This window comes from Pseudomonas sp. B21-031, from assembly GCF_024748985.1.
GTDB classification, from domain to species: domain Bacteria; phylum Pseudomonadota; class Gammaproteobacteria; order Pseudomonadales; family Pseudomonadaceae; genus Aquipseudomonas; species Aquipseudomonas kermanshahensis.
The window spans coordinates 4,490,828-4,515,125 of the sequence record NZ_CP087181.1 but is presented as its reverse complement, the minus strand read 5'-3'; the positions used below and the strand labels follow the sequence as shown (position 1 = coordinate 4,515,125).

Annotated in this window: 24 protein-coding genes; 15 read left to right on the top strand and 9 right to left on the bottom strand. The window is 62.8% G+C overall.

The features are described from left to right. Positions 1-101 precede the first annotated feature (101 nt). Complete coding sequence (locus LOY53_RS20050) at positions 102-884, top strand: AraC family transcriptional regulator (RefSeq protein ID WP_027594628.1); 783 nt, start codon at positions 102-104, stop codon at positions 882-884. Here LOY53_RS20050 and LOY53_RS20045 read toward each other — a convergent pair. Further along, a complete protein-coding gene (locus LOY53_RS20045) occupies positions 872-1,759 on the bottom strand; it encodes a LysR family transcriptional regulator (protein WP_258703179.1) in 888 nt (295 codons plus the stop codon). The two genes, LOY53_RS20050 and LOY53_RS20045, sit on opposite strands and share 13 nt — an antisense overlap. Before the next feature lie 141 nt (positions 1,760-1,900). On the opposite strand from LOY53_RS20045, the gene moaB reads away from it, so the two are divergent. After that, on the top strand, positions 1,901-2,440 hold the full coding sequence (gene moaB / locus LOY53_RS20040; RefSeq protein WP_099430188.1) for a molybdenum cofactor biosynthesis protein B: 540 nt from the start codon (positions 1,901-1,903) through the stop codon (positions 2,438-2,440). A 50-nt stretch (positions 2,441-2,490) separates the two neighbouring features. Here the strand turns inward: moaB and LOY53_RS20035 are convergent, their stop codons facing one another. After that, positions 2,491-3,390, bottom strand: coding sequence for a bestrophin family protein (locus LOY53_RS20035; RefSeq protein WP_258703178.1), 900 nt, complete (start codon positions 3,388-3,390; stop codon positions 2,491-2,493). Positions 3,391-3,410: 20 nt separating this feature from the next. Beyond that, complete coding sequence (gene moaA / locus LOY53_RS20030) at positions 3,411-4,415, bottom strand: GTP 3',8-cyclase MoaA (protein WP_027594624.1); 1,005 nt, start codon at positions 4,413-4,415, stop codon at positions 3,411-3,413. 345 nt (positions 4,416-4,760) lie between these two features. On the opposite strand from moaA, the gene LOY53_RS20025 reads away from it, so the two are divergent. Beyond that, positions 4,761-7,091, top strand: a complete 2,331-nt coding sequence (locus LOY53_RS20025; protein ID WP_258703177.1) for an FdhF/YdeP family oxidoreductase — start codon at positions 4,761-4,763, stop codon at positions 7,089-7,091. A gap of 55 nt (positions 7,092-7,146) precedes the next feature. Here the strand turns inward: LOY53_RS20025 and LOY53_RS20020 are convergent, their stop codons facing one another. Further along, a complete protein-coding gene (locus LOY53_RS20020) occupies positions 7,147-7,608 on the bottom strand; it encodes an Lrp/AsnC family transcriptional regulator (RefSeq protein ID WP_027594622.1) in 462 nt (153 codons plus the stop codon). Between the two features lie 128 nt (positions 7,609-7,736). On the opposite strand from LOY53_RS20020, the gene LOY53_RS20015 reads away from it, so the two are divergent. After that, positions 7,737-8,921: a PLP-dependent aspartate aminotransferase family protein gene (locus LOY53_RS20015; RefSeq protein ID WP_258703176.1), complete on the top strand. Its 1,185-nt coding sequence runs from the start codon at positions 7,737-7,739 to the stop codon at positions 8,919-8,921. 61 nt (positions 8,922-8,982) lie between these two features. On the opposite strand, the gene LOY53_RS20010 is transcribed toward LOY53_RS20015, so the two are convergent. Next, positions 8,983-9,219, bottom strand: coding sequence for a YdcH family protein (locus LOY53_RS20010; RefSeq protein ID WP_252825439.1), 237 nt, complete (start codon positions 9,217-9,219; stop codon positions 8,983-8,985). A 295-nt stretch (positions 9,220-9,514) separates the two neighbouring features. Here LOY53_RS20010 and LOY53_RS20005 point away from each other — a divergent pair, with 295 nt between their 5' ends. The 4 genes from LOY53_RS20005 to LOY53_RS19990 all read left to right on the top strand — a co-directional run bounded on the left by LOY53_RS20005 (position 9,515) and on the right by LOY53_RS19990 (position 13,695). After that, positions 9,515-11,152, top strand: coding sequence for a phosphoethanolamine transferase (locus LOY53_RS20005; protein ID WP_258703175.1), 1,638 nt, complete (start codon positions 9,515-9,517; stop codon positions 11,150-11,152). 108 nt (positions 11,153-11,260) lie between these two features. Further along, a complete protein-coding gene (rnd, locus tag LOY53_RS20000) occupies positions 11,261-12,394 on the top strand; it encodes a ribonuclease D (RefSeq protein ID WP_027594618.1) in 1,134 nt (377 codons plus the stop codon). Next, the gene (locus LOY53_RS19995; RefSeq protein WP_027594617.1) at positions 12,391-12,684 is read left to right on the top strand and encodes a YcgL domain-containing protein; all 294 of its coding nucleotides are present in this window, start codon (positions 12,391-12,393) and stop codon (positions 12,682-12,684) included. Before rnd ends, LOY53_RS19995 begins: the two co-directional genes overlap by 4 nt. Before the next feature lie 78 nt (positions 12,685-12,762). Continuing rightward, a complete protein-coding gene (locus LOY53_RS19990) occupies positions 12,763-13,695 on the top strand; it encodes a D-2-hydroxyacid dehydrogenase (protein WP_027594616.1) in 933 nt (310 codons plus the stop codon). A 101-nt stretch (positions 13,696-13,796) separates the two neighbouring features. Here the strand turns inward: LOY53_RS19990 and LOY53_RS19985 are convergent, their stop codons facing one another. After that, a complete protein-coding gene (locus LOY53_RS19985) occupies positions 13,797-14,390 on the bottom strand; it encodes a nitroreductase family protein (protein ID WP_099455051.1) in 594 nt (197 codons plus the stop codon). Between the two features lie 144 nt (positions 14,391-14,534). Here LOY53_RS19985 and LOY53_RS19980 point away from each other — a divergent pair, with 144 nt between their 5' ends. Both LOY53_RS19980 and LOY53_RS19975 read left to right on the top strand, forming a co-directional pair. After that, on the top strand, positions 14,535-14,984 hold the full coding sequence (locus tag LOY53_RS19980) for a YcgN family cysteine cluster protein (RefSeq protein ID WP_027594614.1): 450 nt from the start codon (positions 14,535-14,537) through the stop codon (positions 14,982-14,984). A gap of 42 nt (positions 14,985-15,026) precedes the next feature. Next, positions 15,027-16,241 (top strand): hypothetical protein, encoded by a 1,215-nt coding sequence (locus LOY53_RS19975; RefSeq protein WP_252825435.1) that lies wholly within the window; start codon positions 15,027-15,029, stop codon positions 16,239-16,241. Between the two features lie 170 nt (positions 16,242-16,411). On the opposite strand, the gene LOY53_RS19970 is transcribed toward LOY53_RS19975, so the two are convergent. Next, entirely contained in the window at positions 16,412-16,753 is a 342-nt protein-coding gene (locus LOY53_RS19970; RefSeq protein ID WP_252825433.1) for a YgaP-like transmembrane domain, read from the bottom strand. A gap of 334 nt (positions 16,754-17,087) precedes the next feature. Here LOY53_RS19970 and LOY53_RS19965 point away from each other — a divergent pair, with 334 nt between their 5' ends. From LOY53_RS19965 to LOY53_RS19945, 5 genes are all read left to right on the top strand, one after another. Continuing rightward, positions 17,088-17,804 carry a GntR family transcriptional regulator gene (locus LOY53_RS19965; protein ID WP_186680931.1) on the top strand — a complete coding sequence of 239 codons (717 nt, stop codon included), beginning with the start codon at positions 17,088-17,090 and terminating at the stop codon, positions 17,802-17,804. 62 nt (positions 17,805-17,866) lie between these two features. After that, positions 17,867-19,186 carry an FAD-binding oxidoreductase gene (locus LOY53_RS19960; protein ID WP_252825431.1) on the top strand — a complete coding sequence of 440 codons (1,320 nt, stop codon included), beginning with the start codon at positions 17,867-17,869 and terminating at the stop codon, positions 19,184-19,186. Positions 19,187-19,368: 182 nt separating this feature from the next. Further along, on the top strand, positions 19,369-20,697 hold the full coding sequence (locus tag LOY53_RS19955) for an MFS transporter (RefSeq protein WP_258703174.1): 1,329 nt from the start codon (positions 19,369-19,371) through the stop codon (positions 20,695-20,697). 75 nt (positions 20,698-20,772) lie between these two features. Beyond that, positions 20,773-21,675, top strand: coding sequence for a dihydrodipicolinate synthase family protein (locus LOY53_RS19950; RefSeq protein ID WP_252825427.1), 903 nt, complete (start codon positions 20,773-20,775; stop codon positions 21,673-21,675). 2 nt (positions 21,676-21,677) lie between these two features. Beyond that, positions 21,678-23,168: an aldehyde dehydrogenase gene (locus tag LOY53_RS19945; protein ID WP_252825425.1), complete on the top strand. Its 1,491-nt coding sequence runs from the start codon at positions 21,678-21,680 to the stop codon at positions 23,166-23,168. Between the two features lie 130 nt (positions 23,169-23,298). Here LOY53_RS19945 and LOY53_RS19940 read toward each other — a convergent pair whose 3' ends face one another. Continuing rightward, complete coding sequence (locus LOY53_RS19940; protein ID WP_027594606.1) at positions 23,299-23,769, bottom strand: RNA methyltransferase; 471 nt, start codon at positions 23,767-23,769, stop codon at positions 23,299-23,301. A gap of 71 nt (positions 23,770-23,840) precedes the next feature. Further along, positions 23,841-24,212, bottom strand: a complete 372-nt coding sequence (locus LOY53_RS19935) for a YajD family HNH nuclease (RefSeq protein ID WP_027594605.1) — start codon at positions 24,210-24,212, stop codon at positions 23,841-23,843. Positions 24,213-24,298: the final 86 nt, after the last annotated feature.

The following is a 24,298-nucleotide window of genomic DNA, read 5'->3' as shown; positions in this document are numbered from 1 at the left end:
GCCTCTTCGCAGCACAAGGCTGCTCCTACAAGGCAGTGCGGTCCCTGTAGGAGCAGCCTTGTGCTGCGAAGAGGCCAGTAAAGCCATTAGAGATCAACCCAATGACCGCCCCCCCCCTGGCAACCCTGTACCAGTCCTTGGACCAGCACCGGCCCGCCACCCTGGAGGCTCTGCTCGCCGGGGTCTCCCTGCTGCTGCCGATCCTCGACGCGATCCCCAATGCCGCGATCTTCATCAAGGACGCCGACGCCCGCTACGTGCTGGCCAACAACACCCTGGTCCAGCGCTGCGGCCTCAAGCGTTTGCAACCCTTGCTGGGCAAGACCAGCGCCGAGGTCTTTCCGGCACAACTGGGCCCCGGCTACACCGAGCAGGACCGTCGCGTACTCAAGGATGGCCTGGTGCTGCAAGACCAGCTCGAACTGCACCTGTACGGCAGCCGCGAACCGGGTTGGTGCCTGACCCACAAGCGGCCTTTACTCAACCCCGACGGCGCAATCATCGGCCTGGTAGGCATCTCGGTCGACCTGCAGTCAGCCGCCGACACCCACCCCGCCTACCAGCGCCTGGCAGCCGTGGATGAGCACATTCGGCGGCATTTTCACCAACCCATCAGCATGGGCGAACTGACCCGCATCGCGGGTATTTCCGTGGCTCAGCTGGAGCGCTATTGCAAGCGGGTGTTCCACCTCACGCCACGGCAGATGATCCACAAGGCGCGGCTGGAGCATGCCCATCGCTTGCTGCACAGCGACTTGCCAATCACCGAGGTGGCGATGCAGTGCGGCTACACCGACCACAGCGCCTTCAGCCGCCAGTTCAAGCAATTGACCGGGTTCACCCCGCGCCAGTACCGCCAGGCGACGGCCGCTCAGGAGGGTTGAAACAGCGCGCGCGCCTCGTCAAAGCACTGCTCGGCAATCGCCGAACGCGGCTCGCTGCGGCGCAGCAGCAGGCCCACCGGGCTGTGGATGCTGGCGTCGACGATAGGCAGGATGCGCATGTGGTCGCTCAAGTCTTCCAGCCCGCAATCCAGTGGCATGATCGCGCAGCACACGCCGGTGTTGATGGCCTGGATCAGCTGGAAGCTTGAGTCGCTTTCCAGCACGGCATTCGGTTCCAGGCTGCGACTGCGGAAGCTCAGGTCCAGCGATTGACGGTAGTGCATGCCTTTGCTTAGCAAACCCAGTGGTATATCACCGAGGTCTTCCCAGCGCAGGGTGTCGGCCTGGAACTGGAAGTGCCGGGTATCGTGCAGCAGGCCCATGGTGGTGGTGCCCAGCTCGATCACCTCGAAGAAGCTGGCATTGACTTGGTCGAGGTAGCAGATGCCCAGGTCGAGCTGGTTGCGGCTCAGGCCATCCATGATCTGCTCGGTGCTGTGCGAGCTGATCTGGAAGTGCAGCTCGGGGTATTTTTCGCGCAGCGGCAACAGCAATTGCATCGGGTTGAAGCTGGCCAGCGGCACGGTGCCCAGGCGCAGGCTGCCGACCACCTGGCCGCGGCAACTGGCGGCTTCGGCTTGCAGGCCGTCATGGGCCGCCAGCAGCGTGCGGGCCCAGGCCAGAATGCGTTCGCCGGCTTCGGTGAACCCTTCGAAGCGCTGGCCGCGTTTGACCAGCACCAGGTCCAGTTCGTCTTCCAGGTTGCGCAGGCGCATCGACAGCGTCGGCTGGGTGATGTGGCACAGCGCTGCGGCCTGGCCAAAATGGCGAGTCTGGTCGAGCGCGATGAGGAACTTGAGTTGCTTGATGTCCATGGGAGTGCCTGGCGTCTGGTTATGCTGACCTTAACCAAGTCAGCGATAGATGTCATTGATCACCCGGTACGCCATATCGATTGGACGCCCCCCGGCCGTGCCTCTAGCGTGGTGACAATGCCCTTTCAGGAGTAGCCCACCGTGAGCGTCAAACCCGATGCGGTCTTCGTACCGCTCAACATCGCCGTACTGACCGTCAGTGACACCCGCACCTACGACAACGACACCTCCGGTGAGCTGCTGGCCAGCCGCTCGGTGGAAATCGGCCATCGCCTGGTGGCGCGAGCGCTGCTCAAGGACGACCTGTACAAAATCCGCGCCCAGGTCGCCACCTGGATCGCCGACGAGCAGGTGCAAGTGGTGCTGATCACCGGCGGTACCGGCTTCACTGGGCGTGACAGTACGCCTGAAGCCGTTGAATGCCTGTTGGACAAACGTATCGATGGCTTTGGTGAGCTGTTCCGGGCCTTGTCCATTCTCGATATCGGCACGTCGACCATTCAGAGCCGGGCATTGGCCGGGCTGGCCAACGGTACCTTGGTGTGCTGCCTGCCAGGCTCGACCGGGGCCTGCCGAACAGCGTGGGAAGGGATCCTGGCCGAGCAACTGGATGCGCGCCACCGGCCGTGCAACTTCGTGCCGCACCTGAAGCCTGTCGAGGCTTGCGCAAGTCGCGGTTAGTGCCCTGCCTGTACTGGCCTCTTCGCGGGCCAGCACAGGCAGTAAAAAACTCAGCTCAACACATACCCCACCGGCTCCAATGCCGGTGGCAGCGGTTCAACCCCCAACCCGGCCAGCACATCGCGCTCCACGGTGCGCACCAGCGCATCGGTAGGCAGGTCGTTCTCATCGCGCCCAAACGGGTCTTCCAGTTCGTTGCCAATCGCATCCAGCCCAAAAAACGTATAGCCGACGATGGTGGTGAACAGCGGCGCCAACCAGCCCAGCGGTTCAGCCAGGGCGAACGGCAGCAGCAGGCAGAAGATGTAGATGGTGCGGTGCAGCAACAAGGTATAGGGGAACGGCAACGGCGTGCCTTTGATCCGCTCGCAGGTGGCCTGCACTTCGGTCAGCCCCACCAGCCGCTGTTCCAGCACGCTGTAGCGCCAATCGCTGATCTGCCCCTGTTGCGCCAGCCGTGAGCAGTGCCCGCCGACTTCGCGCAGGATCGTGTCGCACACATTGTGCGCGCTGATCGCGCTGGGGTTGGCCAGCCAAGGCCGGGCGGCCGCCAAATCATCCTCGTTGCGCAGCCGGGCGTTGAGCGCATGGGCAAAGCCGCACAGGCTGCGCAACAGTTCGGCACGCAGTGCCGGGTCGGCGATCACCACGCTTTCGCGCACGAACGAACGGGTCTCGATGATCAGCTTGCCCCAGGCCTTGCGGCCTTCCCACCAGCGGTCGTAGCAGGCGTTGTTGCGAAAGCTCATGAAGATCGACAGCGACAGACCCAGCAAGGTGAACGGCGTGGCGCTGACCGGGTAGAAAAATGCCGGATAGTGGCGCTCGACCAGCACGATCAGTGCGGCCAGCAGGGTGACCATCAGGCAGCGCAGGGCGATGCGCTTGATGATCGAGCCCTTGAGGGTGAACAGCACGCGCAGCACGTCGGGGCGGGGGTGGACGATCATGGAAATCCAGAGGTGGCTGTTCAGCCGCCGGTCATGTTCATGAAACGCAGGATCTGCACGTCACCCCCCACCTCGAAATGATGGCGGTAAGGCTTGAGGTGCAGGGAGTCGCGGATGGCGTTTTCCAGGCGCTCGGCGTTGCCCGGGTGGGCACGCAGGACCTGCTTGAGGTCCACCGAATGTTCGTTGCCCAGGCACAGCAGCAGGCGGCCTTCGACGGTCAGGCGCACGCGGTTGCAGGTGGCGCAGAAGTTGTGGCTGTGCGGCGAGATGAACCCAACCCGGGTGTGCGCCGCTTCGGCCAGGCGCCAGTAGCGTGCCGGGCCTTGGGACGACTCGGTGGACTCGATCAGGGTGAACTGCTCGGCCAGCCGGTCGCGCACCTCGTCACTGGAGTAGAACGACTCACCACGCTGGTGTTCGCTGATGTTACCCAGGGGCATTTCTTCGATGAAGGTGATGTCCAGCTCGCGGTCGATAGCAAAGCGCACCAAGTCGACCAGTTCGTCATCGTTACGGCCCTTGAGCACTACGCAGTTGAGCTTGGTCTTGCGAAAGCCTGCCTGGCGCGAGGCGTCGATGCCGGCGATCACCTGGTTGAGATCGCCGGTGCGGGTCAGTTGCTTGAAGCGCCCGGGGTCCAGGCTGTCGAGGCTGATGTTCAGGCGCGAGACGCCGGCGTCGAACAGCGGTTGGGCCAGGCGCCCGAGTTGCGAGCCGTTGCTGGTCATGCACAGTTCGCGCAGGCCGGGCAGGGCGGCGATGCGCCCGCACAGCTCGACGATGCCCTGGCGCACCAGCGGCTCGCCACCGGTCAGGCGGATTTTGCGGGTACCCAATGCGACGAAGCGCTCGGCCACCTGGAACAGTTCTTCGAGGCTGAGGATCTGCTGGCGCGGCAGGAACTGCATGTCTTCGGCCATGCAGTACACGCACCGGAAGTCGCAGCGGTCGGTGACCGACATCCGCAGGTAGTCGATTTTCCGGTTGAAGCCGTCGATCAGGGCCCGGCTGTTCTGTTCCACGATTGCGCTCGAATGGGATGGACTCAGCTCCAAGCTATAACCTGGCCGCACCCCCGTCAAATTGCTTTCCCCGACTGGTTGATCAATCTGCTCTATCACGGCTGCAGGCCCCGGTATGTATGGGAGATTCCCCCTGTAGGTGCAGCCTTGTGCTGCGAAGAGGCCATTGCAGCCACAGCTTCTCGGCTAGCCAAACCGGCCTCTTCGCAGCACAAGGCTGCTCCTACAGGACGCGATTTGGATCCGTGATCGAAACGGCTTATCAGCCCGTAAGATCTTTCGATTGGACGCTTGTGCCCCACGCTCAATAGTCTGGAAAAAACACCGAGTGTGAGGATTCACCGCATGAGCCAGGACGAACATATCAGGGACTACAAAGGCGCCGCCGCCGGCTGGGGGGCGCTCAAGAGCGTGACCAAAAGCTGGCTGGGCAGCGAAAACGCCTTCAAGAACCTGCGGGCCATGCTCAAGACCAACCAGAACGGCGGCTTCGACTGCCCCGGCTGCGCCTGGGGCGAGTCGCCGGAAAACGACATGGTCAAGTTCTGCGAGAACGGCGCCAAGGCGGTCAACTGGGAGGCTACCGGTCGCTCGGTAGACCCTGCATTCTTCGCCAAATACAGCGTCAGTGCGCTGGCCGAACAGACCGATTACTGGCTTGAATTCCAAGGCCGGCTGACCCACCCGATGCGCTACGACGCGGCCACCGATCACTACGTCGAAACATCCTGGGAAGAGGCCTTCGCCCTGGTCGCCAAACACCTGCAGGCGCTCGATTCGCCCGACCAGGCCGAGTTCTACACCTCGGGGCGGGCCAGCAACGAAGCGGCGTTTTTGTACCAGCTGTTCGTCCGCGCCTACGGCACCAACAACTTCCCCGATTGCTCGAACATGTGCCACGAGGCCAGTGGTGTGGGCATGTCGGAAACCCTCGGCGTGGGCAAGGGCACCGTGGTGTTCCATGACCTGGAACTGGCCGACGCCATCTTCGTCATCGGCCAGAACCCCGGCACCAACCACCCGCGCATGCTCGAACCGCTGCGCGAGGCGGTCAAGCGTGGTGCCCAGGTGGTGTGCTTCAACCCGCTGAAAGAGCGTGGCCTGGAGCGCTTCCAGCACCCGCAACACCCGTTCGAAATGCTCAGCAACGGCTCCGAACCGACCAACACCGCGTACTTCCGCCCGGCCCTGGGCGGCGACATGGCGGCCATGCGTGGCATCGCCAAGTATTTGCTGCAATGGGAACGCGAGGCCCAGGCCAAGGGTGAACCGGCGGTGTTCGACCATGCCTTCATCGCCGAACACACCAGCGGCGTCGACGCCTACCTGGCGGTGGTGGATGCCACCTCTTGGGCGCATATCGTCGAGCAGTCGGGCCTGACCCAGGCTGAGATTGAGCTGGCCGCGCGCATGTACCGCAAGGCCGAGCGGGTCATCATGTGCTGGGCCATGGGCGTCACCCAGCACCGCCACTCGGTGCCCACCGTGCAGGAAATCGTCAACCTGCAACTGCTGCGCGGCAACGTCGGCAAACCCGGTGCCGGCCTGTCGCCGGTGCGTGGCCACAGCAACGTGCAGGGCGACCGCACCATGGGCATCGACGAGAAGCCCAAGGCCGGGCTGCTCGATGCCCTGGAAAAACGCTTCCAGTTCCGTGTGCCCCGTGCCCACGGGCATAACGCGGTGCTGGCGATCAAGGCCATGGAAGAAGGGCAGGCCAAGGTCTTCATCGCCCTGGGCGGCAATTTCGCCCAGGCTACCCCAGACACCCCTCGGACCCACGCGGCCCTGCGCAACTGCGCATTGACCGTGCAGATTTCCACCAAGCTCAACCGCTCGCACCTGGTCACCGGCCGCGATGCGCTCATCCTGCCGTGCCTGGGCCGAACCGAGATCGACCTGCAGGCCGACGGGCCGCAGGGCGTGACCGTGGAGGACACCTTCAGCATGGTGCACATCTCCCACGGCCAATTGCGCCCGCGCTCGCCACACTTGCGTTCGGAGCCGGCCATCGTGGCCGGCATGGCCCAGGCGACGTTGGGCAAGCAGCCGATCGATTGGGAATATGCCATTGCTGACTACAGCCGCATCCGCAGCATGATCGCCGATGTGATCCCCGGCTTTACCGACTTCAACGAGCGCTTGCAGCACCCGGGTGGCTTCCACCTGGGCAACAACGCGGCGGATCGCACGTGGCGAACCGCCACCGGCAAGGCGCGTTTCAGTGCCAGCCAGTTGCCGGAGCAACTGGTCAATGCCCAGGTGCTGGCCCGTGGCGACAAACCGGACCTAATCCTGCAGACGTTGCGTTCGCACGACCAGTACAACACCACCCTGTATGGCCTGGATGACCGCTATCGTGGGGTGTTTGGCCTGCGTGAGGTGGTGTTCGTCAATGAGGCTGACATCCGTCGCCTGGGGTTCGAGCCTGGCGAGCACGTGGACTTAGTGTCGCTGTGGGAGGACGGGCGCGAGCGGCGGGTGTCCGGGTTCCGCCTGGTGGCGTATGACGTGCCGCAGGGGCAGGCCGCGGCGTATTACCCGGAGACCAACCCGCTGGTGCCGCTGGAGAGTTATGGCGAGGGGACGTATACGCCGACCTCGAAGTTCGTCGCGATCAGGGTAGAGAAAGCCAAGGCGGGGAACCGGATCGAGGCGGTGCAGGCGGCTGAATAAAGGTTTGCCTGATCCGGCCTCTTCGCGGGCAAGCCCGCGAAGAGGCCAGCACCGGTCAGGGCCGGTGCACCGGGTAAGCGGTGGTGTACTTCATCTGCTCCATGGCAAAACTCGACGTAATGTTGGAAAGCCCGTCGGTGCGGGTGATCAGCTTCTTGTAGAACCGGTCATAGGCGGCAATGTCACCCACCACCACCCGCAGCATGTAATCCCAATCCCCCGACATGCGGTAAAACTCCATCACCTCCTCGAAACCGGTCACCGTCGCGGCAAACTGCTCCAGCCAGGCGCTGTCGTGGCGCTGGGTCTTGAGCTGGACGAACACGGTCAGGCCCAGCCCCAGGCGCGTGGGGTCGAGCAGGGCAACGCGGCCAAGGATGTAACCCTCTTCTTCCAGGCGTTTGACCCGCTTCCAGCAGGGTGTGGTGGACAGGTTTACCGCCTCGGCCAGGTCCTTGAGGGAAATGGACGCGTCGCGCTGCAGCAAGGTGAGGATGTGTTGGTCGAAATTGTCCATGTCGATTACAGGCTGGCCAGAGAATGATTTTCTCCAGATTACTGCAAAACCGAAAAAATACGTGACCCCCGTTGCACGTCCTTGCCGCCGGCAATGGTTGTGCGATAGTTGCAGGCTTACCTCAGTCAATGGACCGGATCATGTCCGACAAGCCGCGTAATTTCGCCACCCGTACCATCCACGCCGGCGAGCAGCATAGCGTTGCCGACAACGCGATCTTCCCGCCCATCTACACCGCCAGTTCGTACATCAAGCGCAGCCTGGACGACAACCCCGAGTACGCCTACAGCCGCGTCGGCAACCCGACCCGGCATGCTTACGAGAGCTGCGTCGCGGCGCTGGAAGAAGGTGTCGGCGCGGTGGCCTGCGCCTCCGGCGTGAACGCCACGGCGACGGTGCTGGAGTTGTTGCCCAAGGATGCCCACGTGGTGGTGATGAACGGCGTCTACGGCGGCACCTTCCGTATTCTGGAGGACTACCGCAGCCACACATCGGGGCTGACCACCACTTACGTCGACCTCAACGACGTGCAGGCTGTGGCCGCGGCGATTCGCCCGGAAACCCAGCTTATCTGGATCGAGTCCCCGACCAACCCCTTGCTGCACCTGGTCGACATCAAGGCGGTCTGCGACCTGGCGCGGTCGCGCGGTATCCTCACCTGCATCGACAACACCTTCTGCTCGCCCTGGAACCAGCGCCCGATCACCCTGGGCGTGGACCTGGTGATGCACTCGGCAAGCAAGTACATCGGCGGCCATTCCGACCTCACCGGCGGTGTGGTGGTGGCCGCCAACGACGCGCTGCTGGCGCGGCTGCGCAAGATCAGCATGGCCGTCGGGGCGATTCAGGGGCCGTTCGACTGCTACTTGGCCCTGCGTGGCCTGAAAACCTTGGATGTACGCATGGAGCGCCAGTGCGCCAATGCGCTGCAGGTGGCGCGTTTTCTCGAACGCCATCCGCAGATCGAGCAGGTGTTTTACCCGGGGCTTGAAAGCCACCCCCAGCATGCGCTGTGCAAGCGCCAGATGCGTGCGGGCGGGGCCGTGGTGGCCATGAAGGTCAAGGGTGGCGACCGGGCGGCGCTCAATCGCCTGGTCGAGGCGCTGCAGATCTTCGTGCTCGCCGATTCGCTGGGCGGCGTGGAGAGCATGATCAACCACTCCTGGAGCATGTCGCACAACTCCCTGAGCCCGGAACAGAAGGGCGTAATGGGCATCAGTGAGAACGTGCTGCGGCTGTCGGTGGGGATCGAGGACTATCGGGACCTGATCGATGATCTGGATACGGCGTTGAAGGCGTCGGCTAGCGTATAAAAGCGGCTGGCCCTATCGCCGGCTTGCTGGCGATAGGGCCGGTTGATTCAGCAGAAACGCTTCAAGATTTCGGCGGATGAATGATCCGTTCGATCTTGTCCTTGATCAGCAGCCGCTCCTTGCGCAGTCGGGTGATGGTGTCATCGGTGCTGGCGTTACCTTCAGCGGCCAGCACTTCCTTGTCTTTGGCGATGTACTCCTTGTGCAGTTTTTGCAGGTCATGGTCTTTGTCGATGCGCGTCTGGAAATCATCGGCAGTGATGTTCAGGTCAGCGAGCAGATCATGCGGAACGGGCATTTCTTCACCTCTCGTGGGGGTTGGCGAACGGTCCTGACCTTTGAGGATAGCCGCCTTTGCGCAGGTGGGGGCGGGGGGGGCCGGCGCAGCCTTCTCGCAACCGGGCAGCAAACGTGGCCTGCCAGGCTGAATGGCGGCTGAATAAACTTCATTTAATGTTGGAAAAACGCCTTCTCACGGTTTTGTTGGCGTCTTTTTCACGAAAAATTGATGGTGGCCTTTCTAGAGTTCAGCCAACTTTTCGCGGTGCCGCACAGGCCCGTGGGCTGATAATCACTCTTGATTGCGAACACTGATGCTCAACTTTAAATCCCTGCGGACTGAATGGGTCACGCTGCTGGCCAGCCTGTACCTGCTGATCGGCTTCAATTTCTTTCTCTGGCAGCACCTGGAGCAAGTGGTTCCGCCAGGGTTGGCGGGGCTTTGGCTGAGCCTGGCGTTTGCCGTGCTGATGCTGTTCGCATTCAACCTGATTTTGACCTTGTTTGCCTTCCGGTATGTATTAAAGCCGGTACTTATTGTGCTGTTCATGAGTGGCGCGGGTGTTGCTTACTTCATGAATCAGTACGGGGTGCTTATTGATTCTGGCATGTTCCGTAACATGGCAGAGACCAATGTTGCGGAAGTGCGCGACCTGATGTCGTTCAAGTTTGTCGCTTATATACTGTTGCTGGGCGTATTGCCCTCGGTCGTGCTGTGGAAAACACCGATCGCCTACCGCGCCTGGCACCGTGAGCTGTTGGGCAAGCTGGTGGTCAGCGGCGCCTGCGTGGTCGCCCTCGGGTCGGTGGCGTTGGTCAACTACCAGGGCTTGTCGTCACTGTTTCGCAATCACCACGAACTGCGCCTGATGCTCACCCCGAGCAATATCGTGGGTGCCTCCATTGGTTATGTCAGCGAACGCGTCGGTACAGCGGCCAGGCCCTTCCAGAGTTATGGCACGGATGCGAAACGCGATCCCGCCTGGCAGCACCATGAACGCAAGTCGTTGACGGTGCTGGTCGTCGGCGAAAGTGCGCGGGCCGACCATTTCGGCGTGCTCGGTTATGACCGCGACACTACGCCTAACCTGGCCAAGGAGCAGGGCCTGCTGGCCTTCTCCGATGTGCATTCGTGCGGGACTGAAACCGCCGTGTCGGTGCCCTGCATGTTCTCGGGCATGCCGCGCAAAGACTACGACGCGCGCGTGGCAAAAAACCGTGAAGGGCTGCTGGATATCCTGCAGCGGGCCGGTTTGGCCGTGCAGTGGCGTGACAACCAGTCGGGCTGCAAGGGCACCTGTGATCGGGTGCAGTTCCTCGATGTCAGCAACCTCACTGACCCGGCGCTGTGCGCCAACGGCGAATGCCATGACGAGATCCTGTTGCAGGGCCTGGGCGAGCTGATCGATAACCTCGACAAGGACACCGTGCTGGTGCTGCACCAGATGGGCAGCCACGGCCCCGAGTACTTCAAGCGCTACCCCAACGCCAGCGAGCGCTTCACCCCGGTGTGCCAGAGCAATGCGCTGAACCAATGCAGCGAGCAGGAGATTATCAACGGCTACGACAACACCCTGGCCTACACCGACAAGGTACTGGCGTCGCTGATCGACACGTTGCGCAGCAAACAGGACAAGGTCGACACGGCGATGATCTACCTCTCCGACCACGGTGAGTCGCTGGGTGAGTACAACCTGTTCCTGCACGGCACCCCTTACGCCATCGCCCCAGAGCAGCAGAAGCACGTGCCACTGCTGACCTGGTTCTCCGACAGCTACAAAGAGGACTTTGGCCTGGACACCGACTGCCTGACCAAGCTCAGCGACGCGCCGCTGTCCCAGGACAACCTGTTCCACTCGATGCTCGGCCTGTTGCAGGTGCGCACCGAGGTCTACCAGCAATCGCTGGACATGTTCGCCAGCTGCCGGCCGTGGCTGGCCGCCAAGCGCTGATCGCGCATGGCTTTTACACCACCGTTTATCTATTCCAGGGATGGCGCAGGTTTCACCCGCAGTGCCCGCGCCGTATATACTGCGCGCCAATGTTAGTGGGAGAGCCTCGTGGCCATCGAAATTCACTGGATCCGTGACGACCAGACCCTGGCCGACCTCTGCCGAAAGTGGCGCCAACTGCCCTTCGTAGCGCTCGACACCGAATTCATGCGGGTAGACACGTTCTACCCCAAGGCGGGGCTGATCCAGATTGGCGACGGTCAACGTGCCTTTCTGATCGACCCGCTGCTGATCAAGGACTGGCAACCCCTGGCCGAGCTGCTTGAAGACAGCGGTGTGGTCAAGGTGCTGCACGCCTGCAGCGAAGACCTCGAAGTGCTGCTGCGCCTGACCGGCAAGCTGCCACAGCCACTGTTCGACACGCAGTTGGCCGCCGGTTACCTGAACCTGGGTTTCTCCATGGGTTACTCGCGCCTGGTCCAGGACGTGCTGGGGCTCGAGCTGCCCAAGGGCGAAACCCGGTCTGACTGGCTGCAACGCCCGCTGTCCGACACCCAGGTCAGCTACGCCGCCGAAGATGCCGTGCACCTGGCCGAGCTGTTCATCGCGCTGCGCCCGCGCCTGTCCGATGACAAGTACGCCTGGGTGCTGGAAGACGGCGCCGAGCTGGTGGCCCAGCTGCGCCGGGAAGTCGAGCCGGAGAGCCTGTACCGCGACGTCAAGCTGGCCTGGAAGCTTGCGCCCCAGCAGTTGGCCGTGTTGCGCGAGCTGTGCGCCTGGCGTGAGCGCGAAGCGCGCAACCGCGACGTGCCGCGCAACCGCATCCTCAAAGAGCACTCGCTGTGGCCGATGGCCAAGTCCCAGCCCTCTAACTTGTCGGCCCTGGCCAAGATCGACGAGATGCACCCGCGCACCATCCGCCAGGACGGGGAGTTTCTCGTCCAGCTGATCAAGCGTGCTGCCAGCCTGCCCGCCGATCAGTGGCCGCAGGTTTTGCCTGAGCCATTGCCGATCGAAGCGGCCGGCATCCTCAAGCAGCTGCGCGCCATCGGCCAGGCCGAAGGCGAGCGCTTAGGCATTGCCCCCGAGCTGATGCTGCGCAAGAAAACCCTGGAAGCGCTGCTCAAGAGCGGCTACCCCAATGGCCCCTATCAACTGCCCGATTCGCTGCGCGGCTGGCGTCGCGAGCGCATGGGCCAGGCCCTGCTGGACAACCTGGCAGGCGCCGGAGAGACCCGATGAAACGTATTTGCTCGATCTACAAGAGCCCCCGCAAGAACGAAATGTACCTGTATGTGCTCAAGGCCGAAGGCCTGGAGCGCGTGCCCGAGGCCTTGCTGCCGTTCTTCGGCACCCCCGTGCATGCTTTCGACCTGGTGCTGAGCCCCGAGCGCAAGCTGGCGCGCGAGGACATCACCAAGGTGCTGGAAAACCTCGACAACCAGGGCTATCACCTGCAGATGCCGCCGGCCGAGGATGAGTACATCGAGCACCTGCCCGAAGAGCTGCTGCGCCGTAACGACCCGGTCTGACCCAGGCCCGGTTCCCCTCATTCGCCAAGCGGCCCGCCTGTCGGGCCGCTTTCGTTGTCTGCCAAGGTTGTTTTCACGATGCGCGTTCTGATCGCCGAACAGGATCATGCCAAGTACACCCAGCTGCTGGGCGAAGCGGCCCCTGACCTGCAAATCCTGACCAGCAGCGATTCTGCCGAGCTGGCGCTGCAGGCACCGCAGTGCCCGGTGTGGCTGGGCCAGCCCGACTTGCTGGCGAGCCTGCTGCGCCAGGGCCACAAGCCGGCCTGGATGCAGTCGACCTGGGCCGGCATCACCCCGTTGCTGGCCGAGGGTTTGCCACGGGATTATCGCCTGACGCGCGCAGTTGGCATTTTTGGCCAAGTCATGGCGGAGTACATGCTCACCTACCTGCTCGGCCATGAACGCGAGGTGCTGTCGCGCCTGGTGAGCCAGGTCGAGCGGCGCTGGGATGACCGCCCCGGGCGCACCCTTGAGGGGCGCAAGGTGCTGATCGTCGGCACCGGCGACATCGGCCAGCGTGTGGCGGAGTTTCTGCTGCCGTTCGGCGTGACCCTGTACGGGGTCGCGAGCAGCGCCCGCGAGCAGCTGCCGTTCGTCGAAGTGGCGGCCCTGGCGGACCTGCCGCGCATGGTCGAGCAGGTTGATTACGTGATCAACCTGCTGCCGGACACGCCCGCCACCCACGACCTGTACGATGCGGCGCTGTTCCAGCGCTTCAAGCCCAGTGCCTTGTTCATCAATGCCGGGCGTGGAGTGGCGGTGGTCGATGGCGACCTGGTGGAAGCACTGAAGCAGGGGCATCTGGCGGGCGCGGTGATCGATGTATGCCGCCAGGAGCCACTGCCCCAGCGTCACCCGTTCTGGACCGCCTGGGGGTTGCTGCTGACCGGGCACAGCTCGGCGCCCACCTCGCCGGCGGCGATGGTGCGGTTGTTTGTCGAGAATGTGCGGGCGTATGAGGCGGGGCAGGGGTTGCGCGGGGAAGTGGATTTCGCCCGGGGTTACTGATTGCTAGTGGCCTGTACCGGCCTCTTCGCGGGTCAAGCCCGCTCCCACCTGTGGGAGCGGGCTTGACCCGCGAAGAGGCCAGTACAGCCAACAAACAAGGCTTACAGGCTAAAATCCCCCTCAGCCGCCAGCTCGCTCAACGGCCGGCGCGAGCTCGGCACTTCACGCGCCTGCAGTGCCTCAGCCAAGGTCGCCTTGTCGCCCAGCTTGCCGATCGCCACCATGGCATGCAGCTCGTAACCCTCTGGCACCTTCAGTTCGCGACGCGCCAGCTCCTTGTCGAAACCGGCCATGCCGTGGGTGTGCCAACCGCTGATGCTGGCCTGCAAGGCCAAGTGCCCCCAGGCGGAGCCGGTGTCGAAGGTGTGCCACAGGGCTGGGCTTTCTTCAGCGGCACCAGGCGCTGCGAAGGTGGTTTTGGAGATGATCAGCACCAGCGCCGACGCCTGTTGCGCCCAGCTGCGGTTGAACGGCACCAGCAGGTTCAGGTAACGCTCCCAGTTCGCGGTGTCGCGACGGGCATAGAGGAAGCGCCAAGGCTGCGAGTTGTACGCCGACGGCGCCCAGCGCGCGGCTTCCAGAAAGCTCAGCAGGGTCTCTTCGCTGATCGGCTCGGCGGTAAAGGCCCGTGGCGACCAGCGGTTGATGAACTGCTCGTTGATGGCGTAATCGGCAATACGGGGGGTGGCGCTCATGGCTGTTCCTGCAAGCAGATGGGAAAACCGCACGCTACTGCGTCCCGTCATGACTGACAAGCGGTCTGGCTTTGCCAAAGGCCAGGCTCTAGACTGGCGCCGCCGCGCGCCGCGCACTGATGATGAATGCAGGAAACCCGTGTGATGATCGCTGACAGCGCGCCGTTCTGGCGGCGCAAAACCCTCGAACAACTCAGCCCGCAAGAGTGGGAATCGCTCTGTGACGGTTGCGGTTTGTGCTGCCTGCAAAAGCTCGAGGACGAGGACGACAACAGCATCTATTACACGCGCATCGCCTGCAAACTGCTGGACCTCGACACCTGCCAGTGCAGCGACTACCCCAACCGCTTCGCCCACGTGCCCGACTGCATCCAGCTGACCCCAGGCAAGGCCGACCAGTTCAAGTGGCTGCCCAGCACCTGCGGTTATCGCCTGGTCAGCGAAGGCAAGGACCTGCCTGACTGGCACCACCTGATCTGCGGCGATCGCCAGCAGGTCCATGAACAGCGTATTTCCCAGTCAGGGCGTATGCTCAGTGAGCATGATGTCGATGAAGACGACTGGGAAGACCACCTGATTTTTCGCGCCAGCTGACCGGCGCGTCCCCGTCGCCTCTGGGAAACAAGGAGTTTCTGTATGCGTTGCCAGCTGTTGTTGCTGCTGAGCCTGATGGCCTGTTCGCCGGCCTGGGCGAAGAAAGTCGACCTGGATTATCACGTGCGCCTGTTGCCAGCCAACGGCCAGGCCGAAGTGCGCCTGACCCTGGCCGAAGGCAGCAGCGTGCGCAGCCTCGACTTCGACCTGGGCAAGGCCGGCACCTACAGTGGCTTCCAGGCTGACGGCCAATGGCAAGTCGCAGACAAGGGCGAGCGCGGTGTGTGGCACCCGGCGCCCGGCAAGACCAGCCTCAGCTACCGCGTGCAACTGGACCAGAAGCTGCGCAGTGGCGCTTATTCGTCGCGTATCACGCCCCATTGGGCCTTGTTCCTCGGCGACCAACTGGTACCGCCCGCGCGCCTCGATCAGCAGGACGGTACCGAATTGGTGGCACGCCTGTGGTTCGACCTGCCAGAGGGCTGGAAAAGCATCGAAACTTCATGGCCGCGCATCGGCAAGGACAAGTTCCGCATCGACAACGTCTCGCGCCTGTTCGACCGCCCCACTGGCTGGATGTTGGCGGGCGACCTGGGCAGCCGCCGGGCTCGTCTGGGCGAGACTGAAGTCACCGTTGCCGCGCCAGTCGGGCAGGGCATGCGGCGTATGGACAGCCTGACCCTGCTGACCTTCGTCTGGCCGCAATTGCAGGCCGTGTTCCCGCGTAACCCACCCAAACTGCTGTTGGTCGGCGCCCGGGATGGTATGTGGCGCGGGGCGATGGCGGCGCAGGGGTCGCTGTATATGCACAGTGCCCGGCCGATGATCAGTGAAAATGGCAGTAGCCCGTTGTTGCGCGAATTGGTGCAACTGTTTGCGCAGATTCACGGCCGTGAAGGCAGTGACTGGCTGATCGAGAGCCTGACCGACTATTACGCCAGCGAGTTGTTGCGCCGGGCAGGCGGGGTCAGCGATGACCGCTACGAGGCCTGGCAGGCGCGTTTGAGCAAGCAGGCTGCCAAGGTTACCCAGCTCAAGGGCGAGCAGGCCAACCCGGCGCAGGTTGCCCGTGGCGTCTTGTTGCTGCAGGCCCTGGACAAGGAGATCCGCATCCACACCCAGGCCAAGCGTTCGTTGGATGACGTGGCGCGGGCGCTGATGCGCTTGCCGAGTGTGAGTACCGAGGAGTTCGTGCAGATCAGCGAGCGTGTGCTGGGGCGGCGGTCTGAGGTGTTGCAGAGCAAGGTGTTGCGCTAGCGATTTGTGTCACCTGTGCCGGCCTTTTCGCGGGGCGAGCCCGCTCCCACAGGATTGCGCTGCTCTGAGGACCAATGGACCAATGGACCAATGCACTACTCTCAGGATCAGTGAAGTAATGGTGGGAGCGGGCTTGCCCCGCGAAGAGGCCGGCACAGGCAAAAACAAAATCAAAGGCCAGTCAACGGGTCCTTCCCTGTCACCGTCACCCCGCGGGTAGCTGCCTTGGCACTGGCCTTCAACGCCTGCAATTGCGCTGCACTGTCTTCGATGTCCGCGCGCAACCGGTTGTATTCCTGACGATGCCGCTGCCACCAAGCCTTGGTCGAGCAATGCCCGCTGACCCCGCGCGCCACGGCCATACCGCCCACCACCATCTGCAGCAGCCCGACCAGGCCGCCATGGCGCAGCCCTTTGCTGAACATCAGCGCCCCGCCGGCCAGCGAACCGACCCTTTCCAGGCCCTGGACATTATGCTGCGACGACGCCGCAGCGGAATGGATACCGAGCATGGCAAGCCCTCCGTATGAAGTGTAAGCAGCTGACCGCAGGTCGCTCGCCGCCGTTCATTCGCTGTGCCGAATGGTTGCCAGGCGTACGGCCTGCGCATTGCCATTCAGCGCCAGCACCTGAAAAATGTCCTGTCTGGGCAGTTATTTGTCCGGTTTGGCAATGCAGCCCGCCAGGTGTTTAATCTCACCCCTTTAAAACCGCGAAGCCCTTTAAATACGGGCGGTACAGAGATTCAACCGCTCATCTAAAATGCTGTAGACACATTGTCTAACAGTGCCCTATATTCGTTATACAAATAGTAGACACAGCGCTATGACAACAAAGAAGGCCGCCATGAAAGCCACCGTACAAGCCATCAGCGAAGAAGCGCCGCAGGACCGCAAGGCCGTCCTCGCCGAAGCGCTGCGCCGCCGGATCCTCAGCATGGAATTGGCCCCGGGCGCTGTGGTGGACGAGTTGGCACTGTGCGACGAGTTCGGCCTGTCGCGCCCACCGGTGCGTGAGCTGCTGCGCCAGATTGCCGCCGAAGGCTATATCGAGCTCGAGGCCAACCGCGCGCCGCGTGTTGCCGCGATGAACCACGATTCGCTGCACAGCTTTTTCGTCGCGGCGCCGCTCATCTATATCGCCACCACCCAGTTGGCCGCTACCTACGCCAGCGAAGCGGAAATCGAGGCGCTCAAGGCTATCCAGGCGCAGTTCCGCCAGGCCATCGAAGCGCGTGATGTGGAAAACCGGGTGGTCTACAACGACGCCTTCCACCTGGAAATCGGCAGGATGGCGCACAACGACTACCTGATGCCGAGCCTGCGCCGCCTGCTTATCGACCATGCCCGCCTAGGCAAGATTTTTTATCGCCACCCGACCACTGATGACATGCAACAGGACCTTGAAACCGCCTGCGACCAGCATGACCAGATGATCGATGCCATCGAGCGCCGCGACCCCGCGCGCGCCGGGCAACTGGTGCGTGAGCACTTCGAGCTGTCGCGCCGGCGCATGGCTGAATACGCCGCACCGCAAGGGCTGGATGTACCGATTCAGATATAAGGTTTCCAGGTCGTCGCCACTGGCGCTGATCGCTCGTCAACAACAAGATCCAGGTTAGTGACATGACAAGAATAAGCTCGTTACCTGCCGATGATGCCACCTGTGGTTGGTATCACCTGAGCACACCCCGCACGCCACGGCCGGCCCACAGTGGCCATAGCCAGGCGCGCTGGGTGGTGGTCGGTGCCGGCTTCACCGGGCTGGCCGCTGCGCGCCAGTTGGCAACGAACTTTCCGCATGACGAGATCGTGCTGGTCGAGGCCCAGGAAGTCGGTTTTGGCACCTCCGGGCGCAACGCCGGTTTTGCCATCGACCTGCCCCATGACATCGGCGCCGAGGACTACATCGGCGATATCGATACTGCCAAGACCGTGCTCAAGCTCAACCTGGGTGGGCAGTCGTACCTCAAGGAGCTGATCGAGCGCCATGGCATCGAATGCCAGTTTCGGCACTGTGGCAAATACCAGGCCGCTGTCGAGGATCGTGGCATTGCCGTGCTCGATGCCTACCGTCGAGGCCTGGACAAACTCGGCCAGCCCTATGAAGTGATCGAAGGTCGCGACCTGCCCGAACACATCGGCACGCACTTCTACCGCAAGGGTTTGTTCACGCCGGGTACCGCGTTGCTGCAGCCTTCGGCGCTGGTCAAAGGCTTGGCCGACAGCTTGCCGAGCAATGTTTCACTGTACGAGCACACGCCGATCACTGACGTCGAGTACGGCGACAAAGTGGTACTGCGCCACGCCAAGGGCTCGATCACTGCTGACAAGCTGGTGCTCACCACCAATGCCTTCGGCATGAGCTTCGGCTTCCTCAAGGGCCGCATGTTGCCCGTGTTCACCTATGGCAGCATCACCCGCCCGCTGACCGAAGACGAGCAGGCCCGCCTGGGTGGCAAACCCTACTGGGGCGTGATCCCCGCCGACCCATTCGGCACCACCCTGCGGCGCACCGTCGACAACCGCCTGCTGGTGCGCAACAGCTTCAGCTTCAACCCGGATGGGCGCAGCAACCGCAAGTACCTCGACCGTTTCGTACAACGCCACCGCGAATCCTTTGCCCGGCGCTTCCCGATGTTGCCCGACGTGAACTTTGAATATACCTGGGGCGGCGCCCTGGCGTTGTCGCGTAATCACATGGGGTTCTTTGGCCAGTTGGCGCCCAATGTAGTCGGCGCGCTGTGTTGTAACGGCCTGGGTGTTACCCGCGGCACGGTCACCGGGAAGTTGCTGGCCGACTGGCTGGCCGGTGACAAACACGAACTTATCGAGTTTTTGCTCAATGCCCCCGGGCCTTGCGCGAATCCACCGCAGCCCTTGGTATCCCTGGGCTTGAACGCCAACTTGATGTGGGGGCAACTGCGCGCGGGCAAAGAAAGCTGATCGTTTTGTAAGTTAGGCCATTGAATATTGACGTCGGGCGGATTTGCCCGGCACGGGCGCGCTTTGCCCGAAATTGATGATCGAGATGTCATGTCCGATGACCCGGGGCTGAAGGCTGTTTTCAGTTTCGCGGACGCGCTCGCCTTGAAAACGTGCATGCAGAAGAAGTGGTAGGAACAACAATGACAAGTCCGAATATTTCGATTGAAGATGTACCGATCAACCGTTTTCACCAGTTTTTAACCCTGCGCTCCGGCGGGGGCTCTTTCGTCGATGGGTATGTGTTGAGCATCATCGGCGTGGCAATGGTGCAAATGTCTGCGGGCCTGAGCCTGACCAGCTTCTGGCAGGGCATGATCGCCGCCTCGGCGCTGATCGGCATTTTCTTCGGCGGCTTTTTCGGCGGTTGGCTGACTGACCGATTTGGCCGCAAGCGTGTGTTTTTCGTCGGCCCGACCCTGTTCATCCTGTCGTCGCTTGCGCAGTTTTGGGTGGAGTCGGCGCTGGCCTTGTTCCTGTTGCGATTTGCCATCGGCATCGCGGTGGGTATCGAGTACCCGGTGGCCACCTCGCTGCTGGTGGAGTTCCTGCCCAAGAAGAACCGCGGCCCGCGCCTGGCCACCCTGACGGTGCTGTGGTTCGCCGGTGCCGCGACCGCCTACATGGTCGGTGAGGCGATCCTGCGCCACGGCGGCGATGATGCCTGGCGCCTGGTATTGACCAGTGCAGCGGTAATTGGCGCGGTGCTGTTCGCCATTCGCCTGGGCACCCCGGAATCGCCACGCTGGCTGATCAGCAAGGGCCGCTCGGCCGAGGCCGAACAGGTGATCAAGCGGGTCTATGGCAATGGCTTCTCGCTGCGCAACCTGCCGGAAGAACCCAAGGCCCGCAAGCTGTCGTTTCTCAGCCTGCTGCACTCCGGGTATGGCAAGCGCATGCTGTTCGTCACCCTGTTCTGGACCTGTTCGGTGATCCCGGTGTTCGCCGTGTACGCCTTCGCCCCGAAAGTGCTGGGCGCGCTCAACCTCAAGGGTGGCTGGGCATCGATCGGTTCGGTCGCCATCACCTTCCTGTTCGTGGTCGGTTGCATCATCGGCACCCGCCTGCTCAACACCCTCGGTCGGCGCACCACGCTGCTGCACAGCTTCTTCTGGTCGGGGCTGGCGCTGCTGGGCCTGGCGGCATTCAGCCATGGCAGCGAGCTGCTGATTCTGGTGCTGTTCGGTGCTTATGCACTGTTCATCGGCGGTGCCCAGGTATTGCAACTGGTCTACCCCAACGAGCTGTTCCCCACCGAAATCCGTGCCGGCGCCGTGGGCGTGGGCACCTCCATGTCGCGGGTCGGTGCTGCTGTCGGTACCTGGCTGGTACCCATCGCCCTCGACAACTATGGCATCGGCGCAACCATGTATGCCGCCGCCGCCGTCACGTTTGTCGGCCTGGCCGTCTCTGTCGCCCTGGCCCCGGAAACCCGTTCATTGAACCTGCAGCAAGCGGCATCGCTGAGCTGAGCTATTCGAAAAGCCGCCGCAGCGTAAAACCGCTGTGGCCTCTACACCCCTGAACAACGCACTGGAGAACCTACCGTGAAATTCGAAGGCATCTACACCCCGGCTATCACTCCGCTGGCTGCGGACGGCTCGATCGACAAGGCGGCGTTCGCCGAAGTACTCGACTACCTGGTCGAATCGAAAATCCATGGCGTAATTATCGGTGGCTCCACCGGCGAGTACTACGCCCACACCGCGCAAGAGCGGATCGAGCTGGCCGCCCAGGCCAAGGACGTGCTCAATGGCCGTCTGCCGCTGATCATCGGCACCGGCGCGATCCGCACCGAAGATTCCGTGGCCTTCGCCAAACACGCCAAGGAAATCAAGGCCGACGCGCTGCTGGTGGGCACGCCGCCGTACGCGCTGCCGACCCAACAGGAAATCGCCCTGCACGTCAAAGCGGTCGACGCGGCTGCCGGCCTGCCGATCATGCTCTACAACTACCCAGGCCGCATGAGCGTGGGCATGGGCGAGGAATTCTTCGAGGCGGTCGCCGATGTGAAAAACATCGTCGCCATCAAGGAGAGCTCGGGCGACATGGCCCAGTTGCACCGCCTGGCCATCCAGCGCCCGAACATCCAGCTGTCGTGCGGCTGGGACGACCAGGCCCTGGAGTTCTTCGCCTGGGGCGCGCAGAGCTGGGTTTGCGCCGGTTCCAACTTCATCCCGCGTGAGCACGTGGCCCTGTTCGAGGCCTGCGTGATCGACAAGGACTTCGCCAAAGGCCGCCGCATCATGGCCGCCATGATGCCGCTGATGGACTTCCTCGAAGGTGGCAAATTCGTCCAGTCGATCAAGTACGGCTGCGCGCTGAACGGCCTGAGCACCGGTGGCGTGCGCAAGCCGCTGTACGACCTGGATGCCGCCGAGAAGCAGGCACTCGAGCGCGTGGTCACTGAACTTAAGCGCAACATCGCCCAGATCACCGGAGGTGCCTGACCATGGCTGAATTGCTGAGCAAGGAACAGTACGCGGCCATCGCCGCCGACCTGCAGCTGCGTACCCAGGCGTTCATCGACGGTGAGTTCCGCGATGCCGTCTCGGGCCGTACCTTCGTCACCACCAACCCGGCCACTGGCAAACAGCTGGCCGAAGTCGCCGCCTGCGACGTGCAGGATGTCGACGTTGCCGTGGCGGCGGCCAAGCGTGTCTTCGAAGACGGCTCGTGGTCGAAACTGCAACCCGCTGAGCGCAAGCACATCCTGCTGAAGTTCGCCCAGCTGCTGGAAGACAACAGCCACGAGCTGGCGGTTTTGGAGGCGCTGGACAGCGGCAAGCCGGTCAGCGAATGCCAGAACGTCGACGTGCCGGAAACCATCCACACCCTTCGCTGGCACGCCGAGCTGATCGACAAGATCTACGACAACACCGCCCCCACCGGCAATGCGGCCGTGACCATGGTGGTGCGTGAAGCCATCGGTGTGGTCGGCCTGGTGCTGCCGTGGAACTTCCCGCTGCTGATGCTGGCCTGGAAGATTGCCCCTTCACTGGCGGCCGGTTGCTCGATCGTGGTCAAGCCCGCCAAGGAAACCACCCTCAGCGCCCTGCGCGTGGCCGAGCTGGCGCATCAGGCCGGCGTACCGGCGGGTGTGTTCAACCTGGTGCCAGGCGGTGGCCGTGAAGTGGGCGAAGCCATCGGCCGCCACATGGACATCCCGATGGTCAGCTTCACCGGTTCCACCGACACCGGCCGCCTGTTCCTGAAATACGCGGCCGAGTCGAACCTCAAGCGCATCGTGTTGGAACTGGGTGGCAAGAACCCGGCCGTGGTCATGAACGACTGTGAAGACCTGGACGAAGTGGCCCAGTTCGTCACCGCCGGTGCGTTCTGGAACATGGGCGAAAACTGCTCGGCGTCCTCGCGCCTGATCGTGCACAAGGACGTCAAGGACGAGCTCCTGACGCTGATCGGCAAGCACTTGAAGGACTGGAAGCTGGGCGACCCGCTGGACCCGGAAAACCGCTTGGGGGCGATGGTCAGCAAAGCGCACTTCGAGAAGGTGAAGTCTTACCTGGAATATGCCGCCGAGCAGAAGCTCAGCGTGGTACAGGGCGGTGAGACCGAGCAGGGCGTGTTCGTGCAACCGACCATCGTTGACGGGGTGACGCCTGACAACCGGTTGTTCGTCGAGGAAATCTTCGGGCCGGTGCTGAGCGTGACCAGCTTCGAGACCATTGACCAAGCGATCGAGCTGGCCAACGACACCATCTACGGCTTGGCGGCTTCGGCCTACACCGGCAGCCTGCGCAATGCCCTTCGCCTGTCGCGGGAAATCCGCGCGGGTGTGGTCACGGTCAACTGCTTCGGCGAAGGCGATGCTTCGACGCCGTTCGGTGGCTACAAAGAGTCCGGCTTTGGTGGGCGCGACAAGTCCATCTGGGCGCACGATCAGTACACGGAGTTGAAGACCATCTGGATCAACGCTTCGTGAGCTGACTGCAGGACGGTGCTGTTCTGACGGAGCTCAGCACCTGGCCGCCTCTGGTGATGCCTCTACCGACCTGTAGGAGCAGCCTTGTGCTGCGAAGAGGCCGGTACAGGCACCCTCAGAGACGGCTTTTTTACTTGAACTTGGGCCCCGACCGGGTATTCAGTCCTTTGGCCATCCGGTCATACAGCACCACATTCACCGTCGCCGCCAGGTTCATGCAGCCCTGGGTCGGGATGTAGATGGTCTCTTCACACCACCCTCGCACATCGGCATCGAGGCTGCCGTCTTCTGGCCCGAAAATGTAGATGGCGCGATCCGGGTGGGTGTACTCGGGCAGCGGCCGTGCGCCGTCGACCAGCTCTACCGCTACCGGCGTGCAGCCCAGCGGAATGATGCGCTGCAGGTCGTCGATGCCGATCAGCGGGATGTCGTAGTGCACACGTTTGGTGTCGGTGACGAAGTCGCGGGCGCGCTCATACCGTTTGCCGGTGTAGAACACCGAATTGACGCCGTAGCAACCCGCTGCGCGCATCACCGAGCCGACGTTTTCCGCCGACTTGGGGTTGAACAGGCCGATGCAACTGTATCGTTTGTTTGCCACGTGCCGGGGCCCTTCGCAAAAAAAGCGCGATTATACGGGCTCGCCGGCCGCAGCGGGGGCTGTGTCGATGGTCAGTCTTTTTTCAGCAGGCCAGCCAGCCCGGCAAACGGGTTATGGGTAGCCTTGGCGATGCTCGGGGTGCTGGTCGAGCCTTCGCTGAAATACTGCTGGTCGGTGTAGCGCGAGTGTTCGTTGTCGTGGCAGTACAGGCACAGCAACTCCCAGTTCGAACCGTCCTGCGGGTTGTTGTCGTGGTTGTGGTCACGGTGGTGCACGGTCAGCTCGCTCAGGCGCTTGCCGGCAAACTCGCGGGCGCAGCGGCCACACACGTGCGGGTACATTTTCAGGGCCTTGTCGCGGTAGCCCATCTCTTTGTCGCGCTTGGCGTCGGCAAGGATGCGGTCGAGGCGTGCGGTGGCGGCGGAGGTTGAGGCCGAACTCATGGTGTTTCCTTTGTTCTGATCAGGCAAATGACGGTTATGCCACTGAGTCTAGCGCGCTTGCAGGCCAGGCGGACAGGCGAAAGCTT

Bases quoted from the DNA above. Each gene is read 5' to 3' on its own strand.
- LOY53_RS19995 (WP_027594617.1), top strand. From the start codon at position 12,391: ATGAAACGTATTTGCTCGATCTACAAGAGCCCCCGCAAGAACGAAATG.
- LOY53_RS19935 (WP_027594605.1), bottom strand. From the start codon at position 24,212: ATGAGTTCGGCCTCAACCTCCGCCGCCACCGCACGCCTCGACCGCATC.
- LOY53_RS20045 (WP_258703179.1), bottom strand. From the start codon at position 1,759: ATGGACATCAAGCAACTCAAGTTCCTCATCGCGCTCGACCAGACTCGC.
- LOY53_RS20035 (WP_258703178.1), bottom strand. From the start codon at position 3,390: ATGATCGTCCACCCCCGCCCCGACGTGCTGCGCGTGCTGTTCACCCTC.
- LOY53_RS19970 (WP_252825433.1), bottom strand. From the start codon at position 16,753: ATGCTCGGTATCCATTCCGCTGCGGCGTCGTCGCAGCATAATGTCCAG.
- LOY53_RS20050 (WP_027594628.1), top strand. From the start codon at position 102: ATGACCGCCCCCCCCCTGGCAACCCTGTACCAGTCCTTGGACCAGCAC.
- LOY53_RS19985 (WP_099455051.1), bottom strand. From the start codon at position 14,390: ATGAGCGCCACCCCCCGTATTGCCGATTACGCCATCAACGAGCAGTTC.
- LOY53_RS19945 (WP_252825425.1), top strand. From the start codon at position 21,678: ATGGCTGAATTGCTGAGCAAGGAACAGTACGCGGCCATCGCCGCCGAC.
- LOY53_RS19960 (WP_252825431.1), top strand. From the start codon at position 17,867: ATGACAAGAATAAGCTCGTTACCTGCCGATGATGCCACCTGTGGTTGG.
- LOY53_RS19990 (WP_027594616.1), top strand. From the start codon at position 12,763: ATGCGCGTTCTGATCGCCGAACAGGATCATGCCAAGTACACCCAGCTG.
- LOY53_RS19980 (WP_027594614.1), top strand. From the start codon at position 14,535: ATGATCGCTGACAGCGCGCCGTTCTGGCGGCGCAAAACCCTCGAACAA.
- LOY53_RS19975 (WP_252825435.1), top strand. From the start codon at position 15,027: ATGCGTTGCCAGCTGTTGTTGCTGCTGAGCCTGATGGCCTGTTCGCCG.
- LOY53_RS19955 (WP_258703174.1), top strand. From the start codon at position 19,369: ATGACAAGTCCGAATATTTCGATTGAAGATGTACCGATCAACCGTTTT.
- LOY53_RS20015 (WP_258703176.1), top strand. From the start codon at position 7,737: ATGGACCGGATCATGTCCGACAAGCCGCGTAATTTCGCCACCCGTACC.
- LOY53_RS20010 (WP_252825439.1), bottom strand. From the start codon at position 9,219: ATGCCCGTTCCGCATGATCTGCTCGCTGACCTGAACATCACTGCCGAT.
- LOY53_RS20005 (WP_258703175.1), top strand. From the start codon at position 9,515: ATGCTCAACTTTAAATCCCTGCGGACTGAATGGGTCACGCTGCTGGCC.
- LOY53_RS20020 (WP_027594622.1), bottom strand. From the start codon at position 7,608: ATGGACAATTTCGACCAACACATCCTCACCTTGCTGCAGCGCGACGCG.
- LOY53_RS19965 (WP_186680931.1), top strand. From the start codon at position 17,088: ATGAAAGCCACCGTACAAGCCATCAGCGAAGAAGCGCCGCAGGACCGC.
- LOY53_RS20025 (WP_258703177.1), top strand. From the start codon at position 4,761: ATGAGCCAGGACGAACATATCAGGGACTACAAAGGCGCCGCCGCCGGC.